The sequence below is a fragment of the Streptomyces chengmaiensis genome (assembly GCF_029846775.1).
GTDB classification, from domain to species: Bacteria; Actinomycetota; Actinomycetes; order Streptomycetales; family Streptomycetaceae; genus Streptomyces; species Streptomyces chengmaiensis.
Window position 1 is genome coordinate 201117 of record NZ_JARWBG010000001.1, and the last position, 16964, is coordinate 218080.

12 protein-coding genes and 1 tRNA gene are annotated in these 16964 nt (G+C 70.1%); 2 read left to right on the forward strand and 11 right to left on the reverse strand.

The features are described 5' to 3' along the window. Nucleotides 1-44 precede the first annotated feature (44 nt). The 10 genes from prfA to QCN29_RS00890 form a co-directional block, all read right to left on the reverse strand. Nucleotides 45-1118, reverse strand: coding sequence for a peptide chain release factor 1 (prfA, locus tag QCN29_RS00845; protein ID WP_279925468.1), 1074 nt, complete (start codon nt 1116-1118; stop codon nt 45-47). Nucleotides 1119-1232: 114 nt separating this feature from the next. Continuing rightward, on the reverse strand, nt 1233-1457 hold the full coding sequence (gene rpmE / locus QCN29_RS00850; protein ID WP_240135017.1) for a 50S ribosomal protein L31: 225 nt from the start codon (nt 1455-1457) through the stop codon (nt 1233-1235). A 258-nt stretch (nt 1458-1715) separates the two neighbouring features. Then, nucleotides 1716-2834 (reverse strand): LCP family protein, encoded by a 1119-nt coding sequence (locus QCN29_RS00855; RefSeq protein ID WP_279925469.1) that lies wholly within the window; start codon nt 2832-2834, stop codon nt 1716-1718. 291 nt (nt 2835-3125) lie between these two features. Continuing rightward, nucleotides 3126-5258: a transcription termination factor Rho gene (gene rho / locus QCN29_RS00860; RefSeq protein ID WP_279925470.1), complete on the reverse strand. Its 2133-nt coding sequence runs from the start codon at nt 5256-5258 to the stop codon at nt 3126-3128. Nucleotides 5259-5652: 394 nt separating this feature from the next. Continuing rightward, complete coding sequence (gene thrB, locus QCN29_RS00865) at nt 5653-6570, reverse strand: homoserine kinase (RefSeq protein WP_240135014.1); 918 nt, start codon at nt 6568-6570, stop codon at nt 5653-5655. A gap of 370 nt (nt 6571-6940) precedes the next feature. After that, nucleotides 6941-8002 carry a threonine synthase gene (gene thrC, locus QCN29_RS00870; protein ID WP_279925471.1) on the reverse strand — a complete coding sequence of 354 codons (1062 nt, stop codon included), beginning with the start codon at nt 8000-8002 and terminating at the stop codon, nt 6941-6943. 6 nt (nt 8003-8008) lie between these two features. Continuing rightward, nucleotides 8009-9298 (reverse strand): homoserine dehydrogenase, encoded by a 1290-nt coding sequence (locus QCN29_RS00875; RefSeq protein ID WP_240135067.1) that lies wholly within the window; start codon nt 9296-9298, stop codon nt 8009-8011. Nucleotides 9299-9467: 169 nt separating this feature from the next. Further along, nucleotides 9468-10859, reverse strand: a complete 1392-nt coding sequence (gene lysA / locus QCN29_RS00880; protein WP_279925472.1) for a diaminopimelate decarboxylase — start codon at nt 10857-10859, stop codon at nt 9468-9470. Between the two features lie 46 nt (nt 10860-10905). Then, a complete protein-coding gene (nrtL, locus tag QCN29_RS00885; protein WP_279925473.1) occupies nt 10906-12120 on the reverse strand; it encodes an ArgS-related anticodon-binding protein NrtL in 1215 nt (404 codons plus the stop codon). A gap of 55 nt (nt 12121-12175) precedes the next feature. After that, a complete protein-coding gene (locus tag QCN29_RS00890) occupies nt 12176-12658 on the reverse strand; it encodes a response regulator (protein WP_279925474.1) in 483 nt (160 codons plus the stop codon). A gap of 116 nt (nt 12659-12774) precedes the next feature. Here QCN29_RS00890 and QCN29_RS00895 point away from each other — a divergent pair. Beyond that, nucleotides 12775-12846, forward strand: a tRNA-Arg gene (locus QCN29_RS00895). A 460-nt stretch (nt 12847-13306) separates the two neighbouring features. Here QCN29_RS00895 and recD2 read toward each other — a convergent pair. Further along, entirely contained in the window at nt 13307-15625 is a 2319-nt protein-coding gene (recD2, locus tag QCN29_RS00900; protein ID WP_279925475.1) for an SF1B family DNA helicase RecD2, read from the reverse strand. A 268-nt stretch (nt 15626-15893) separates the two neighbouring features. Between recD2 and QCN29_RS00905 the strand changes: the two genes are divergently transcribed. Further along, nucleotides 15894-16931 (forward strand): SEC-C domain-containing protein, encoded by a 1038-nt coding sequence (locus QCN29_RS00905; RefSeq protein WP_279925477.1) that lies wholly within the window; start codon nt 15894-15896, stop codon nt 16929-16931. Nucleotides 16932-16964: the final 33 nt, after the last annotated feature.

Genomic DNA, 16964 nt, shown 5'->3' on the forward strand with positions numbered 1-16964 from the left:
CCAGCACGTGCCAGTTGTTGCGCATTACCGCGCGTCGTTGCCCGTCACTGCGCGGCGGCGAGCTTCGCCGCGGCGTCCGCGTCGACGCACGCCTGGATCACCGTGTCCAGATCTCCGTCGAGCACCTGGTCCAGGTTGTACGCCTTGAAGCCGACCCGGTGGTCCGAGATCCGGTTCTCCGGGAAGTTGTACGTACGGATCTTCTCGGAGCGGTCCACGGTGCGCACCTGGCTGCGGCGGGCGTCCGCGGCCTCCTTCTCGGCCTCCTCCTGCGCCTTGGCCAGCAGCCTGGAACGCAGGATGCGCAGCGCCTGCTCCTTGTTCTGGAGCTGGCTCTTCTCGTTCTGGCACGAGGCTACGACGCCGGTCGGCAGATGGGTGATGCGCACCGCCGAGTCGGTGGTGTTGACCGACTGGCCGCCGGGCCCGGAGGAGCGGTAGACGTCGATCCGCAGATCGTTCGGGTTGATCTCGACGTCGATCTCCTCGGCCTCCGGGGTGACCAGCACACCGGCCGCGGAGGTGTGGATGCGGCCCTGGGACTCGGTGGCGGGCACGCGCTGCACGCGGTGCACCCCGCCCTCGTACTTCAGGCGCGCCCAGACGCCCTGGCCGGGCTCCGCGGCCCCGCCGCGGCTCTTCACCGCGACCTGGACGTCCTTGTAGCCGCCCAGCTCGGACTCGGTGGCGTCGATGATCTCGGTCTTCCAGCCGGCGCGCTCCGCGTAGCGCAGATACATCCGCAGCAGGTCGCCGGCGAACAGCGCGGACTCGTCGCCGCCCGCGCCCGCCTTGACCTCGAGGATGACGTCCTTGTCGTCGCTGGGGTCGCGGGGCACCAGCAGCAGCCGCAGCTTCTCGGTGAGCTCCTCGCGGTGCTTCTCGAGCTCCTTGACCTCGTCGGCGAAGTCGGGGTCGTCGGCGGCCAGTTCACGCGCCGTAACGATGTCGTCCCCGGTCTGCCTCCAGGAGCGGTACGCGGCCACGATCGGGGTCAGCTCGGCGTAGCGCTTGTTGAGCTTGCGCGCATTGGCCTGGTCGGCGTGGACCGAAGGGTCGGCGAGCTGCTTCTCGAGGTCGGCGTGTTCGCCGACCAGTTCCTCGACCGCCTCGAACATCGGGGGCTCCTGATGGGGATGACGCGATAGGTGACGCGAAAGGGGGTGTAGGACGCCAAACGCCGGTCCCGGCCGCCCCGCGCAGGGACAGCCGAAGACCGGCGCAGTGGCTCGCTACTTCTTGGCGGAGCCGGCGGCCTTGCCGAAGCGGGCCTCGAAGCGGGCCACACGGCCACCGGTGTCGAGGATCTTCTGCTTGCCCGTGTAGAACGGGTGGCACTCGGAGCAGACCTCGGCGCGGATGGAACCGGCTTCGATCGTGCTGCGGGTGGTGAACGCCGCGCCGCAGGTGCAGCTGACCTGGGTCTCGACGTACTCGGGGTGGATGTCGCGCTTCAAGGTGTCTCCTAGATTCGGGAGGGCGCCGGGTCGCACGCGCGGGATGCGGGTGCGTGAACCGGAGCCGACGTACCAGTCTGCCAGTACCGGCCGCATCTCACCAAAACCGGGGGCGGCCCCCGTCTATTCCGGTTCACGCATGCCGGAATTCCGGTTCTGCTGCGTGATCGTCCGGTTACCCGGCGGGTGCCCGACTGCGGCGTCGGCGGCCATTTCGGCTGCCCGGCCACTCGGCTGTCCGGCTATCCCGCTGTTCGACTATTCGGCCACTCGACCGCTCGGTTGTTCGACCACTCCCTCGGCCTGCCCGGTCACGGCGTCCTCGGTGGCGGAGCCGGGGATCGGCTTGTCCTGTTTCAGGGCCGTCCAGACCTGCTGGGAGGCTCCGAGCAGCGGCACCACGCGGTTGGGGTCGACGGTGTCGTACCGGACCGGCAGCGTGATCATCTGGACGTCGTCCGCGCCGAGGCCGGACAGGGTCCTGGCGAAGCCGGTCAGCTCGTCGACCGAGTCCAGTTCGGAGTCGGGGGTGATGGCCTTGGTGGCGGTGTCGGCGAGGTCGAAGAGCTTCTTCGGGCTGGTGAGGACGCCGACGGACTTCACCTGGTCGATGAGGGCCTTGATGAACGCCTGTTGGAGCTGTATCCGCCCCAGGTCGCTGCCGTCGCCGACGCTCTTGCGGGTGCGTACGAGGCCGAGGGACTGCTCCCCGTCGAGGGTGTGGGCGCCCGGCTGGAGGTCGAGATGGCTCTTGCCGTCCTCGATCGCCCGGGTGGTGGTGATCTTCACGCCGCCGAGTTCGTCGACGAGCTTCTTGAAGCCGGTGAAGTCGACCTCGATGTAGTGGTCCATGCGGATGCCGGACATGGTCTCCACTGTCTTCACGGCGCAGGCCGGCCCGCCGACCTCGTATGCCGTGTTGAACATGGCGCGCGGCCGGGCGGGGACGGTCGCGCCCTCGGCGTCGGCGCACATGGGCCTGGTGACCAGGGTGTCGCGGGGGATGGAGACGACGGAGGCCCTCCTGTGGCCTTCGTAGACATGGACGATCATCGCGGTGTCGGAGCGTGCGCCCCCCTCGTCCGCGCCGTACTCGGAGTTGGCGCCGGATCGGGAGTCGGAGCCCAGGACGAGGATGTCCATGGAGCCGTTGTCGACGTCGTCGGGGCGGTCGGCGCCGAGGGCGGCGTTGATGTCGACGCCCTGGATGTTGTCGTTGAGGGTGACGTACACATAGCCGAGGCCGGAGCCGCCGATGAGGGCGATTCCGGCCGCGGACCAGGCGAGGATCGTCAGCGCCCGGCGTCCCCCACTGGGCGGCTTGCGGCGTTTGCCGCTGCTGCGTATTCGACTGCCGCTGCTGCTCTGGTCGGCCATAGTCCCCTCAGTTCGTCTCTATGAACAGCCGGTTGGCGCGGTTGCGTCCTTTTCGTCCCCCTGTAGTTGTCAGACGGGGCAGCGGGCCGAAGGGTTGCACGCGCAGGTGAGAACTCACTGAGAAGCGACCGGGGAAACGAGCCGGGAGTCGGGCCGGGAAACGGGACGGGAAGCGACCGGGGAAACGAGCTGGGAAACGCCTCGCGCCCACTGCGGAGGCAGTGGGCGCGAGGCGTTCGCTTCGGCGAAAGACCGTCAGCGGTCAGCCGTCAGCCGTCGGTCGTCAGCCGCTCAGTCGTTGCCGTTTCCGGCGGACGGCGTGGTCTTCTGGATCTGCAGCAGGAACTCCGCGTTGGACTTCGTCTGCTTCATCTTGTCCAGCAGCAGCTCGATCGCCTGCTGCTGGTCGAGCGCGTGCAGCACTCGGCGCAGCTTCCAGACGATGCCGAGCTCCTCGCCGCCGAGCAGGATCTCCTCCTTGCGGGTGCCGGACGCGTCCACGTCCACCGCCGGGAAGATGCGCTTGTCGGCGAGCTTCCGGTCGAGCTTGAGCTCCATGTTGCCGGTGCCCTTGAACTCCTCGAAGATCACCTCGTCCATGCGCGAGCCGGTGTCGACCAGCGCGGTGGCGAGGATCGTCAACGAGCCGCCGTCCTCGATGTTGCGCGCGGCGCCGAAGAAGCGCTTGGGCGGGTAGAGCGCGGTGGAGTCGACACCGCCGGACAGGATGCGCCCGGAGGCGGGGGCCGCCAGGTTGTACGCACGGCCCAGGCGGGTGATCGAGTCCAGCAGGACGACCACGTCGTGGCCCAGCTCCACCAGGCGCTTGGCGCGCTCGATGGCCAGCTCGGCGACGGTGGTGTGGTCCTCGGCCGGGCGGTCGAAGGTCGAGGAGATGACCTCGCCCTTGACCGACCGCTGCATGTCGGTGACCTCTTCCGGACGCTCGTCGACGAGGACGACCATCAGGTGGCACTCGGGGTTGTTGTGGGTGATGGCGTTGGCGACCGACTGCATGATCATGGTCTTGCCGGTCTTCGGCGGGGCCACGATCAGACCGCGCTGGCCCTTGCCGATCGGCGACACAAGGTCGATGATCCGCGTGGTCAGGACGCCCGGGTCGGTCTCCAGGCGGAGCCGGTCCTGCGGGTAGAGCGGGGTCAGCTTGTTGAACTCCGGGCGGCCGCGACCCGATTCGGGGGCCATGCCGTTGACGGAGTCCAGGCGGACGAGGGCGTTGAACTTCTCGCGGCGCTCGCCTTCCTTGGGCTGGCGGACCGCGCCGGTGACGTGGTCGCCCTTGCGCAGGCCGTTCTTGCGGACCTGGGCGAGGGAGACGTACACGTCGTTCGGGCCGGGCAGATAGCCGGAGGTCCGGATGAACGCGTAGTTGTCGAGGATGTCGAGGATGCCCGCGACGGGGATCAGGACGTCGTCCTCGGACAGCTGCGGCTCGCCGGCGAAGTCGTCGCGGCCACGGCGGCCACGGCGGTCGCGGTAGCGCCCGCGGCGGCCGCGGCGGCCACCCTGGCCGTCGTCGTCGAAGTCGTCCTGACGGCCCTGACGGCCGTCGCCCTGCTGCTGACGGCCCTGGCCCTGCCCCTGCTGGCCGCCGCCCTGCTGGTCGTCGCCCTTGCCGCGGCGGCCGCGGCGGTCGCGCTGGCCTCGCTCGCCGCGGCCCTGACGGCCGTCGCCGCCTTCCTGGCCGCCGCCGGAGGCCTCGGCCTGCGTGTCCGGCTTGGTCTCCGTCTGGGTGGCCGTCTTCGCCTCGGACCTGGTCTCGGTGCGGACGTCCGCCCTGACCTCGACGGCGGTGTCCACGCCGCCTTCGGCGCGGGGCTCGCCCTTGGCCTCCGGGCTGCCCGCCTGGGCGGTCGCACGGCGACGGCGGCGCTCACCGACCGGCTGGTCGTCGCTGGCCGGCTGACCGGGGATCTCGATCTGCTGCTGTGCGACGGCCTTCTCGGCCCGCTCGGATGCGGCGGCGGGCTCGCGCGTCTCCGCCTTGTCGGCCTTCCCCGCGGCCTTGCCGGCCTTCTCCGGCTTCTCGGCCTTCTCGGCCTTCTCGGTCTTTTCCGAGGCGGCGGCCTTGTCGGCGGCCTCGCCGGTGCGCGTCTTGGACGTGGCGCGCCGCTTGGGCTTGGCCGCGGCCTCGCCGGCCTCGGCGGTCTTCGGCGCGGAAGCCCCTCCGGCTGCCTGCGCCTCCTTGATGACCTCGATCAGCTGGCTCTTGCGCATCCGCGCCGTGCCCCTGATGCCGAGGCCGGACGCGACCTGCTGCAGCTCGGCCAGGACCATGCCCTCGAGGCCGGTGCCGGAGCGGCGGCGCCGTGAGGTGGTGCCGGAGGCAGCACCTGCGGCGGGCGCGGAGTTGTCGACGTTGTTGTCGGCGCTCACGCCCATCAGATCGGTGGTGTCGCTCACGAAGGGTCCTTCCCTGGAGCGGACGTCGGCCTTCTGGCTCGGCGACCGGTTGTGCTGTCCGACCGCAGTCCTTGTTGGTGCGGACCGTGTCGGGGCGGTGGTCCCGCCGGGGATTTCGGCGGAAGAGATATACGTGCAAGGCCCGGCCCGAGATCCCGCCGCGCTGCCCGCCGGCGGGAAGCGAGGGGTGTCGTGCCGGTTCCGGAGCGTGCTCAAAACTGCTCAGGCAGGCTGCTCAGGCAGTTGGGGAGGCTCCTGGAAGAAGGGTGGTCCCGAGAGGGGACGCACAGCACCGTGTCGTAATGACGACGGCTGCAGACTTGAGGTTAACACTACCGGCTCCAACAAACATTCCCCCTCTCCATCACCGGCAATCACGTGTCACTGCGTGGCCCTACGGGGCAAGCGGCAGAACGCTCGCTCCCGCGGCGTCGAAGGTGAGCCGGTTGGCCGCCCATCCCTCGCCCGCCAGCCGTGCGACCTTGTCGGCCACACCGTCCTCGGCCAGCGCGAGCACCGTGGGGCCCGCACCGGAGATCACTGCGGGTACCCCGTCGGCGCGCAGTCTGCCCACCAGGGCGGCGCTCTCCGGCATGGCCGGGGCGCGGTACTCCTGGTGGAGCCGGTCCTCTGTGGCGGGCAGCAGCAGCTCGGGGCGTCTGGTCAGCGCCTCGACGAGCAGCGCGGCCCGGCCCGCGTTGGCCGCCGCGTCCACATGCGGGACCGTGCGCGGCAGCAGACCGCGGGCGGTCTCGGTGAGGAGGGGCTTGCTGGGCACGAAGACCACCGGAACGACGGAATCCGCGGGGTCCATCCTGATGGCCCGCGCAGCGCCGGCGTCGGTCCAGGCGAGCGTGAAACCGCCGAGCAGACAGGCGGCCACATTGTCGGGATGCCCCTCGATCTCGGTGGCCAGCTCCAGCAGCGCGGCGTCGTCGAGCCGGGCCTCGCCTCCTATCGTCACCGCGCGGGCGGCGACGATTCCGGCGCAGATGGCCGCGGACGACGAGCCGAGGCCGCGCCCGTGCGGGATGCGGTTGGCGCAGACGACCTCCAGGCCGCGCGGCTGTCCGCCGAGCAGGTCGAACGCGGCGCGCAGGGAGCGTACGAGCAGATGCTCCTCGTCGCGGGGCAGCGTCTCGGCGCCCTCGCCGGCGATGTCGATGTGCAGGCCGGAGTCGGCGACCCGGACGACCACGTCGTCGTACAGACCCAGCGACAGGCCCAGGGCGTCGAAGCCCGGGCCGAGGTTGGCGCTGGTGGCGGGGACGCGCACCCGTACGGCGGCGGCGCGGAACGCTGGACCGGCCATCGCTCGACGACTCTCCTTGGTTCGGCTCTAAGTGATTCTGCTGGTGATTCTGCGTGACGAGGACTTCGAGAGGGAGGGGGAGGGCCGACACCCGCGGCCCGTCGTGACGGCAGGGCCAGCGGCGGACCTGGCCCGGACGACGACAACGGCGGCATCGCCGCGGCATATGCGGCGGGGCGGCCTCGGCACAGCCTATCGAAGGAAGGTTCTGTGGCGACATAGGGCGCACAGGAGGCGCACGATGCGTGTCGCGAGCCTGCTGTGCCCCTACGTACGCCGTTGTCCGGCTTGCCAGCCTTCGAGGGACCGGTTCCAGGTCATTTCCAGTCCCTTTCCGGCCATAAACAGCTCGCCGGAACTCTCCGACCGATCAGATCAGGCCGAGGTGCTGCGCGGCCGTGGCGGCGTCCACCGGCACCGTGACGGGCTGAGGCGCACCCGCCACCGCCCAGTCGGGATCCTTGAGACCGTTCCCGGTCACGGTGCAGACGATCCGCTGCCCCGGGTCCACCTTGCCCTGCTCTGCGGCCTTGAGCAGACCGGCGACGGAGGCGGCGGAGGCGGGCTCCACGAAGACGCCCTCCTGCGCGGCCAACAGCCGGTACGCCCGCAGGATCTCACGGTCCGTCACCTCGTCGATGAAGCCGCCCGACTCATCCCGGGCCGCGAGCGCGTACTGCCAGGAGGCCGGGTTGCCGATGCGGATGGCGGTGGCGATGGTCGACGGGTCCTTGACCACTTCGCCGCGCACGAGGGGCGCGGAGCCGGAGGCCTGGAAACCCCACATCCGGGGGGTGCGGGAAGCGGTCTTGTCGGCCGCGTACTCCGTGTAGCCCTTCCAGTATGCGGTGATGTTGCCGGCGTTGCCGACCGGCAGCACATGGACGTCGGGGGCGTCGCCGAGCGCGTCGACGATTTCGAACGCCGCGGTCTTCTGCCCCTCTATTCGGACGGGATTGACCGAATTGACCAGCGCGACCGGGTAGTTGTCGGACAATCCACGGGCGAGATCAAGACAGTCGTCGAAGTTCCCGTCGACCTGGAGGATGCGGGCGCCGTGGACGAGCGCCTGACCCATCTTGCCCAGCGCGATCTTGCCCTGCGGAACGAGGACGGCGCACACCATGCCCGCCCGGACGGCGTAGGCGGCCGCGGAGGCGGACGTGTTGCCCGTGGAGGCGCAGATGACCGCCTTCGCGCCCTCCTCCTTGGCGCGGGTGATCGCCATCGTCATGCCGCGGTCCTTGAAGGACCCGGTGGGGTTGGCGCCCTCGACCTTGAGGTGCACCTCGCAGCCAGTGCGCTCGGAGATGACCTGCGCCGGCACGAGCGGAGTGCCACCCTCACGGAGCGTGACGACAGGCGTGGTGTCCGTGACCGGGAGCCGGTCCCGGTACTCCTCGATGATGCCGCGCCACTGATGGGTGCTCATGGGTGTTTACTCTCCTTCAACCCGCATGATGCTGGCGACACCGCGCACGGTGTCGAGCTTGCGCAGCGCCTCGACGGTCCCGGAGAGGGCGGCGTCGGGCGCGCGGTGGGTGACGACGACGAGGGACGCCTCGCCGTCCTTGCCCTGCTGCCGAACAGTATCGATCGATACTCCGTGCTCGGCGAAGACCGTGGCGACCTGCGCGAGCACGCCGGGCTTGTCGGCCACGTCCAGGCTGATGTGGTAGCGCGTGACGACCTCGCCCATGGGGCTCACGGGCAGCTGCGTGTACGCGGACTCGCCGGGCCCCGTCGACTCGGCCAGCCGGTTGCGGCAGACGGCGACCAGATCCCCCAGAACGGCCGAGGCGGTGGGCGCGCCGCCGGCCCCGGGGCCGTAGAACATCAGCTGCCCGGCCGCCTCCGCCTCGACGAAGACCGCGTTGTACGCCTCGCGCACAGAGGCGAGCGGGTGGCTGAGCGGGATCATCGCGGGGTGGACCCGGGCGGTCACCGACTGTCCGTCGGCGGCCCGCTCGCAGATGGCCAGCAGCTTGACGGTGCAGCCCATGCGGCGGGCGGAGGCCATGTCGGCGGCGGTGACCTCGGTCAGCCCCTCGCGGTAGACGTCGTCGAGGCGCACGCGGGTGTGGAAGGCGATCCCGGCGAGGATGGCGGCCTTGGCGGCGGCGTCAAAGCCCTCCACGTCGGCGGTCGGGTCGGCCTCGGCGTACCCCAGGGCGGTGGCCTCGTCGAGCGCCTCCGAGTACCCGGCGCCGGAGGAGTCCATCCGGTCGAGGATGAAGTTGGTGGTGCCGTTCACAATGCCGAGCACCCGGTTGACCTTGTCGCCGGCCAGGGACTCGCGCAGCGGCCTGATCAGCGGGATGGCGCCGGCGACCGCGGCCTCGAAGTACAGGTCGCGCCCGTGCTGCTCGGCCGCGGCGTACAGCGTGGCGCCGTCCTCGGCGAGCAGCGCCTTGTTGGCGGAGACGACGGACGCGCCGTGCTCGAAGGCGGTGGTGACGAGCGTGCGGGCGGGCTCGATGCCCCCGATGACCTCGACGACCACGTCGAGGTCGCCGCGTTTGACCAGGGCGGTCGCATCGGTGGTGATCAGCGCCGGGTCGATGCCCTCCCGCACCTTGGAGGGGCGGCGCACGGCCACCCCGGCGAGCTCCACCGGGGCGCCGATGCGCGCGGCGAGGTCGTCCGCGTGCGTCGTCATGATGCGCGCCACCTCTGAGCCGACCACTCCACAGCCCAGCAGCGCCACCTTCAGCGGACGCGTACGCATCATCCGACCTCGTTTCTCACTTCAAGCATGAATCGATCCAGTCTCACGCACCGGATGAGAGTTTCCACCCTCGGTCCAGATCGCGAGACGCCTATTCCATCATCCGATGTCGCCTCGATCGTCGGCCGACGGTTCAGCCGACAGTTCAGCCGGCGCTTCAGCCGGCGGTTCAGCCGACGTCGAGGCGCAGCAGGTCCTCCTCGGTCTCGCGCCGGACGATCACGCGCGCCCGGCCGTTCTTGACGGCGACGACCGGCGGACGGAGCGCATGGTTGTAGTTGCTGGCCATGGAACGGCAGTACGCGCCGGTCGCCGGCACGGCGAGCAGATCGCCCGGCGCCACGTCGGCCGGCAGGAACGCGTCCTTGACCACGATGTCGCCGCTCTCACAGTGCTTGCCGACGACCCGGCTGAGCACGGGCGCGGCGTCGGACCTACGGGAGACAAGGGCGACGCTGTACTCCGCGTCGTACAGCGCGGTGCGGATGTTGTCCGACATGCCGCCGTCGACGCTCACATACGTCCGCAGGCCGTGCAGCGGCTTGATCGTGCCGACGCGGTAGAGCGTGAACGCGGAGGGCCCGACGATGGCCCGCCCCGGCTCGACGGAGATGCGCGGGGTGCGCAGCTTCGCGGCCTCGCACTCCCGGGCGACGATCTCGCGCAGCGCCTTGGCGATGTCGTGCGGCTCCTTGGGGTCGTCCTCGGAGGTGTACGCGATGCCGAGCCCGCCGCCCAGGTCGATCTCGGGCAGCTCGACGCCGTGCTCGTCCCGCACCTGGGCGAGCAGCTGCACCACCCGGCGGGCCGACACCTCGAAGCCCGCCATGTCGAAGATCTGCGATCCGATGTGCGAGTGGATGCCGATGAGCTCCAGGCCGTCCAGCTTCAACGCCCGCCGCACGGCCTCGGCGGCCTGCCCGTCCGCGAGCCCGATGCCGAACTTCTGGTCCTCGTGGGCGGTGGCGATGAACTCGTGCGTATGCGCTTCGACGCCGACGGTGACGCGGATCTGCACGCGCTGCCGCCTGCCCTGCGCCTGGGCGACGTGCGCGACGCGGACGATCTCCTGGAAGGAGTCGAGGACAATGCGCCCGACGCCGGCGCTCACGGCCCGCTCGATCTCCTCCTGCGACTTGTTGTTGCCGTGGAAGGCGATCCGCTCGGCGGGCATCCCGGCGTCCAGGGCGGTGGCGAGCTCCCCGCCGGAGCAGACGTCGAGGTTGAGCCCCTCCTCGGTGAGCCAGCGCACGACGGCGCGGGACAGGAACGCCTTCCCCGCGTAGAACACGTCGGCGTCGGGCCCGAAGGCGTCGGCCCAGGCGCGGCAGCGGGCCCGGAAGTCGGCCTCGTCGAGGAAGTACGCGGGCGTGCCGAACTCCTCGGCGAGCCGGGTCACTTCCATCCCGCCGACGGTGACGACGCCGTCCTCGCCGCGGTGCACGGTGCGGGACCAGACCTTGGCGTCGAGGGCGTTGAGGTCGGCGGGCGGGGCGGTGTAGTGCCCCTCGGGAAGCACATCGGCGTGACGGGGCCCGGCGGGGTGCGCGGATCGGCTCATCTGTCTCTCTCTTACCGCTGTTGCCTACGGCTGTTGCGTACGGCTGTTACACGTATTCGGGTGCACTGACGCCGAGAAGTCCCAGGCCGCCGGCGAGCACCGTCCCGGCGGCTTCGGCGAGGGCGAGCCGGGACCGGTGGGCGGCCGAGGGTTTCTCGTCGCCGCGGGGCAGCACGGTGTGCTGGAAGGCGAGCAGGGCGTCGGCGAGCGCCTCCAGATGGCGGGCGAGCCGGTCGGGGGAACGGAGGCGGGCGGCTGAGGCGAGGACGGCCGGGTAGTCGCGGATCCCCTGACTGACGTCGGCGCAGCGGACGTCCTCCTCGTACCGCTCGTACCGGCTCGCAAACCCCAGCTGAGCGGCACCGCGGGTGAGGGCGCGAGCGCGGGAGGCCGCGTACTGCACCCGGAACAGCCCGTTCTCCTCCTTCTGCAGGAGGGGACTCCGGGTCTGGGGCCGATCTCCGGGAGCGGCCCGGAGGAGGGCCCAGCGCCCGGCGTCGTCCCCGAGCCGCCGCAGCAGATCCTGGTCGTCCACACCCCGGACGCGGACGGCCTCCCCGGCGTCTCGGAGCTCGATGCCGCGGAGCTCGGCGTCAGAGGTCTCGGCATCTCGGAGCTTGGCGTCAGGGATCTCGGCGTCTCGGAGCTCGATGCCGCGGAGCTCGGCGTCAGAGGTCTCGGCATCTCGGAGCTTGGCGTCAGGGATCTCGGCGTCGCGGAGCTCGGAGTCGCGGAGCTCGGCGTCAGAGGTCTCGGCATCGCTTAGCTCGGCGGGGGCTCCCTGGCTGCGGAGCAGCCTCACAAGGGTCTCCGCCATCACACGGGCACGCAGCTCACGCGGCGTACGGAGGACGACGGGCTGCCCGGCGAGACCGCCCCCGCCTCCGTAACCGTCCTTGCCCCCGTCCCCATCCCCGTCCTTGTACCCGTAGCGCTCTCCCTGCTCGCGGACGCGGCGCAGCAGCTCGGGAACAGTCTCTCCGCCCAGTGTGAAGTTGAGGAACCCGACCCCGGTGATGTGCACGGCCTCGATGCCGGCACCGCACTCGACTCGCTCCCGGAGCACCTCCGCCACCTCGCGCGGGCTCTTCCCCGCGGCGCCGGCCAGCCGGAGGGCGACGGCCGACGCATAGTCCCCGCGGCCGCCGGGACGGGACGGCTCGATCTTGACGCTGTCGGGAACGGCCACCCGCAGGGCACCCTCGTCGACCGCCCGACGCACGGCGTGCCGGACGGTACGGGAGAGCTCAGCGGGGGTCACGGGACAAGCGTATGGGAGGCAGGGGGGTCAAACGCGAACCGGTTTCGCCATGCGGTCAGCCCCGCGCGCTCTCCGCCCGCCCGACTCCACTCCTGCCCTCGACGGGCGGCGGCCCCTCCCGATGCACCAACTGCCGCACCGTCCGCACCAACTCGGCCGGCTCAAACGGTTTCGCAAGAAACGCGTCCACCCCGGCGGCAAGCCCGGTCTCCACCTCGTACTGCGTACAGGCACTGATGATCGCCAACGGCAGACGTCTGGTCCGCGGATCATCCCTGAGCCGCGCCGCCGTCCGCAGACCGTCGAGCCGGGGCATCACCACATCCAGCGTGACCACATCCGGCCGCACCTGATGCACCACCTCCAGGCACTCGGCACCATCGGCCGCGGTCACGACCTCGAAGCCCTCCAGCTCGAGATTGACCCTGATCAGCTGCCGAATGACCCGGTTGTCGTCGACAACGAGCACTCGCCCGGACGCGCCTGACACAACTCGAGAGTAGGTCTCCGGAGCGCCCTGCGTCCGGGTTTTCCCCACTTCCGCCCCCGCCGGGGCACCCCGCCTCCCCTCCGCTGCACCGGAAATACCTGTTCACGGCCACCCTCCCGGAGCTGGTAGTGTTCTACCCGTCGCCGCGCAGTAGCGCAGCGCACGCCCCCGTAGCTCAGGGGATAGAGCAACGGCCTCCGGAGCCGTGTGCGCAGGTTCGAATCCTGCCGGGGGCACTTCCGGATCAAGGCGCTGAACAGCGGAAACGCGGTTCAGCGCCTTTCTTGTGCATGCCAAAACGCACACGACCTACTCGGCGACACCCGCTTGGCCCAACAGGGCTGTGACCTGCGATTTTACGGTGCCGGGCGGATGAAAGCCCAAATGTCCGATCCCGCGTATGTCCCGCATGCGGGACATACGCGGGACGGGAAAGAGCGCAAGGCGGAGTCCTCACCGTAGGGCACCTGCCGTGAACTGCGCGTTTGCCAATAAAGACGGTCCGGAAGCACACGGAGAAAGAGGCCGTTTCATTTTAGCCGGCCGATGCTCGGCACGAATGTCAGCGGCCCGCCATCGCAGCGCGTGCGAGCGTCGGTACCACGAGGCGACGGGTTGCGGCATGCCGGGCGTATGAGCAGGTACGCCACCGCAGGCCAAGGCCGCTGCGCAGCCCTTGGATGGGTCCGCCTCCGTTCAGTCCCAGGTGAGTTGGCCGCTCGGCGTGTGGGCGCGTGGTGCCGGTACGGCGGCCTCGGCGTGATGGATGCGATGAGTGAGGGCGGTGTTGCGGCGCTGGGTGCGGTTGTTGGCGATCGCGCGTTCGACGGCTTCGCTCTGGCCGATGAGCATGGCTCCGTTGCGGGCGCGGGTGACGGCGGTGTAGAGCAGGTCGCGCTGGAGCAGCATCATCCCGGCCGCGCTGATCATGGGGATGATGACGTAGGGGTATTCGCTGCCCTGGGAGCGGTGGACGGTCAGCGCGTAGGCGTGGACCAACTCGTCGAGGTCGGTGAAGGGGTACGTCGCCGCCTCGCCGTCGTGGAAGGTGACGGTGAGCCGGTGGGCTTCGACGTCGACAGCTGTGACGGTGCCGCTGCTGCCGTTGAAGATTCCGGATTCGCCACGGTGGGGGTTGTTGCGGACCTGCTGCACGCGATCGCCGAGCCGGAAGGCGGCACCACCGTGATAGTGCTGCGGCTTGCCGTCGGCCGGAGGATTGAGGTGCTCCTGGAGGCGCAGGTTGAGGTCGGTCATGCCGGCGATGTTCTTCTTGCCGGGGCACAGGACCTGGATGTCCTCCGGGCGGGCCCCGAAGTGCTTCGGCATGAGCTCGCAGACCAGGTCCACCACACGCTGGGCGGTGTCCTCGGCGGTGGGTACGGGACGATTCCAGAAGACCTTGGGGTCCTCCCTCGGCAGTTCACCGTGCAGGATGCGGTGGGCGTTGATGACGATCGCCGCGCTGTCGTCGTGCTGGCGGAAGACTTTGGTGAGCCGGGTGCGCGGGATGTCCTCGACATCGAGGAGATCGCGCAGCACGCGGCCGGGGCCGACGCTGGGAAGCTGGTCGATGTCGCCGACAAGCATCAGGTGGCAGCCGTTCCGGACGGCGGAGAACAGCCGGCGGGCCAGGGCCAGGTCGAGCATCGATGCCTCGTCGATGACCACCAGGTCGGCGGTCTCCAGAACGCCGGCGTGATCGAAGAGGGAGTCGCCGTCGGGCGGTCTGATCAGCCGGTGCACGGTCATCGCCGCCTGCCCGCAGGTCTCCTCCAGGCGTTTGGCGGCCTTTCCGGTCGGAGCGGCCAGCGCGACTACCGCACCGGCCTCGTCGGCGATGTCGACCAGAGTGCGCAGGGTATGGGTCTTGCCGCAGCCCGGTCCGCCGGTCAGGACCGAGAGAGGGCGGATCAGGGCGGTCAGGATCGCCTGGTGCTGCTCGTCGGTCAGCCCGGCCGTCTCCCGGCCCCTCAGCGCAGCCAGACGCTCGGCCCACGGAGCGAGGTCGGCCAGCGAGGAGGTGGAGCCGAGCAGGCGCCGTACGTGGAAGGCCAGTTGTGCCTCATCCCGGTGCCGGTGCGCCAGCATGGCGATCTCGGTGTCAGCCACGGTGTCAGTTCCGTCCAGCACGGGTAGCGGCAGCGTCTCCGTGATCACCTCGCCCTGGCCGCACAGCGTCTCCAGCGCGTGACGCAGGACCGCGTCGTCGAGGATCTCCTCGGTCGCCGGATCGTCATCGGTGAGCAGCTGACGGGTACGGACGATCAGAACGCGCACCGGCTGGTGACAGTGGCCACTGGCTCCGGCTTGGTCGAGTTCATGCAAGAGCGCGGCCTGAAGGCGTGCGTCGCTGTGCTTCGGGATGCCGACGGCGAGGGCGATCTTGTCGGCGTTGACAAAGCCGACACCGCGCACGTCCCGGCACAACCGGTAGGGGGTACGACGGACGATGTGCATCGGGTCGTCGTCGGTGTCGGCGTACGCGGTGTAGATCTTCACTGCGAGCGCCGGAGTGATCCGGAGGCCCTGCAGGAACACCATGATCTCGGCGATGGCCTTCTGCTCCTGCCAGGCCGCCGTGATCCGGCCCAGCCGGACCTGACCGATCCCGTGCACATCGAGGAGCCGCTGGGGTTCGGCGTCGATGACGTTCAGGGTCTGCTCGCAGAAGGCGTCCACGATCGCCGAGGCGAGAATCGGCCCGATCCCGCGGATCATGCCCGAGGCGAGATAGAGACGGATCGCCCGCTCGTCGGCCGGCACCGTCCGCTCGCACCGCTCGGCTCTGAACTGCCGCCCGTGGCGCGGATGACGGACCCAGGCTCCGTGCAGCCGCAGGCTCTCCCCGGGCCGCACCCCGAAGAGCGCCCTGCCGAGGGCGGTGATGCTTTCCTCACCGCCCGTTGTGGCGGTCAGCCGCAGTACCGTGCGCTCGTCGAAACTGACGTGCAGCAAGTGGTCGACCACGCCCTCGATGACTTCCGAGGCGTCCAGGGGCACTTGGTGGGGCACGCGCACCATCTCCAGAGGTACGTACGGCTGCGGATCATGTGGCGCTGCCGGGATACGGCAAGATCAGCATGCGTCCCCAGGTAGCCGTCTGTCGCGCGCTTGAGGAATTCCCTTCACCCCATCGAGTGACATCATCCAGTTGGGGGGCCGCCGTGCAGCCGACGGCGACGGGGCGCGCCCCGGGCAATGCGGGCGCGTGTTCCACGGGTGATGCCTCATGAGGGCTCCGCACGCACCGGGACGCATTGCTTCTCGGTAGGGTTTTCCTGTGAACGAACTCGCTGGCCCCGATGCCCCAACAACCGCTTACGAAGCCTTCCTTGGCACCCAGCGGGGAGAGCCGTCCGCCGCCGCGTGCGAACGCTGGGCGGATGAACACGCCGGTGATCCGGAGGAGCCACGGGCGCTGGTGGACGCTGGGTGGCTCACGGTCCGACACGGCGAGGCCGAGGCGGCGCTGTCTCTGTTCCGGCGCGCCGCCGCATGCGATGGCGAGTACCGTCTCGACGCCCACGTCGGCATCGTCGACCAGTTGTACGCGCTGCGCCGCGCGACGGAGGCCGAGCACACCCAGGAGGACCTACGGGCTCGCCTCGACACCGAACACGCCGGGGCGGCGCGGCTGCGGGTCATCGACGATATGGTCGAGGCGCTGACTGAGGCCGGGCGGTACGAGCGGGCACTTGAGTGGTGCCAGGCGGGCCTGGACCGCATCACCGCAAACGACGACAGCCCGCAGGCGGCCGAGTACCGGCACGGGCTGCTCATCGACCGCGGCTTCCTGCGCGGCGAGTTGGGAATCGAGCTTGACGAAGACGACCTCGCCGCGGAGGAGGAGGCGAACGCCTCCTTCGCACAGTTCCGGGAGGGACTGCTGGAGACGCTGTCACAGGGGCCGTCGGTGGACGTGCCCGAGGACGGGGAGGCGTTCGACGGGATCGTGCTGCGCTGGGTCCGCGAGGACTTCACCGCCGTCCGCGCCCGCTGGCCGGAGTCGACCGCCCACTACGGCGACGACTACGACACCTACGCGGAGCGGCTGCAGCGTGAAGCCCGCGCCTACAGCGAGGCCGGCGCCGCCCGTGTCCGTATGGTCAGCGCCACCCTCGCCGAGTTCGAGGCGTACACCCACCGGCAGGGCCGTGACGCGGACGCGGCGGAATCCCGGCGTTCCTTCGGCGAGTGGTATGCCCTGACGGGACACCCCGAGCGTGTCCTGTTGTGGCCGCCGGCGCGCAACGTCCCGTGCTGGTGCGACTCGGGCCGCAAGTACAAGAAGTGCTGCGGTGCGCCCACGAAGAACTGACGCACGGTGGGAACTGCGGCAGCCGCGAGCCAC

What these genes read in the sequence shown, in the direction of transcription:
- thrC (WP_279925471.1), bottom strand. Translation starts at nt 8,002, where the DNA reads ATGAGCACCCATCAGTGGCGCGGCATCATCGAGGAGTACCGGGACCGG.
- thrB (WP_240135014.1), bottom strand. Translation starts at nt 6,570, where the DNA reads ATGGCCGGTCCAGCGTTCCGCGCCGCCGCCGTACGGGTGCGCGTCCCC.
- prfA (WP_279925468.1), bottom strand. Translation starts at nt 1,118, where the DNA reads ATGTTCGAGGCGGTCGAGGAACTGGTCGGCGAACACGCCGACCTCGAG.
- QCN29_RS00855 (WP_279925469.1), bottom strand. Translation starts at nt 2,834, where the DNA reads ATGGCCGACCAGAGCAGCAGCGGCAGTCGAATACGCAGCAGCGGCAAA.
- lysA (WP_279925472.1), bottom strand. Translation starts at nt 10,859, where the DNA reads ATGAGCCGATCCGCGCACCCCGCCGGGCCCCGTCACGCCGATGTGCTT.
- QCN29_RS00875 (WP_240135067.1), bottom strand. Translation starts at nt 9,298, where the DNA reads ATGCGTACGCGTCCGCTGAAGGTGGCGCTGCTGGGCTGTGGAGTGGTC.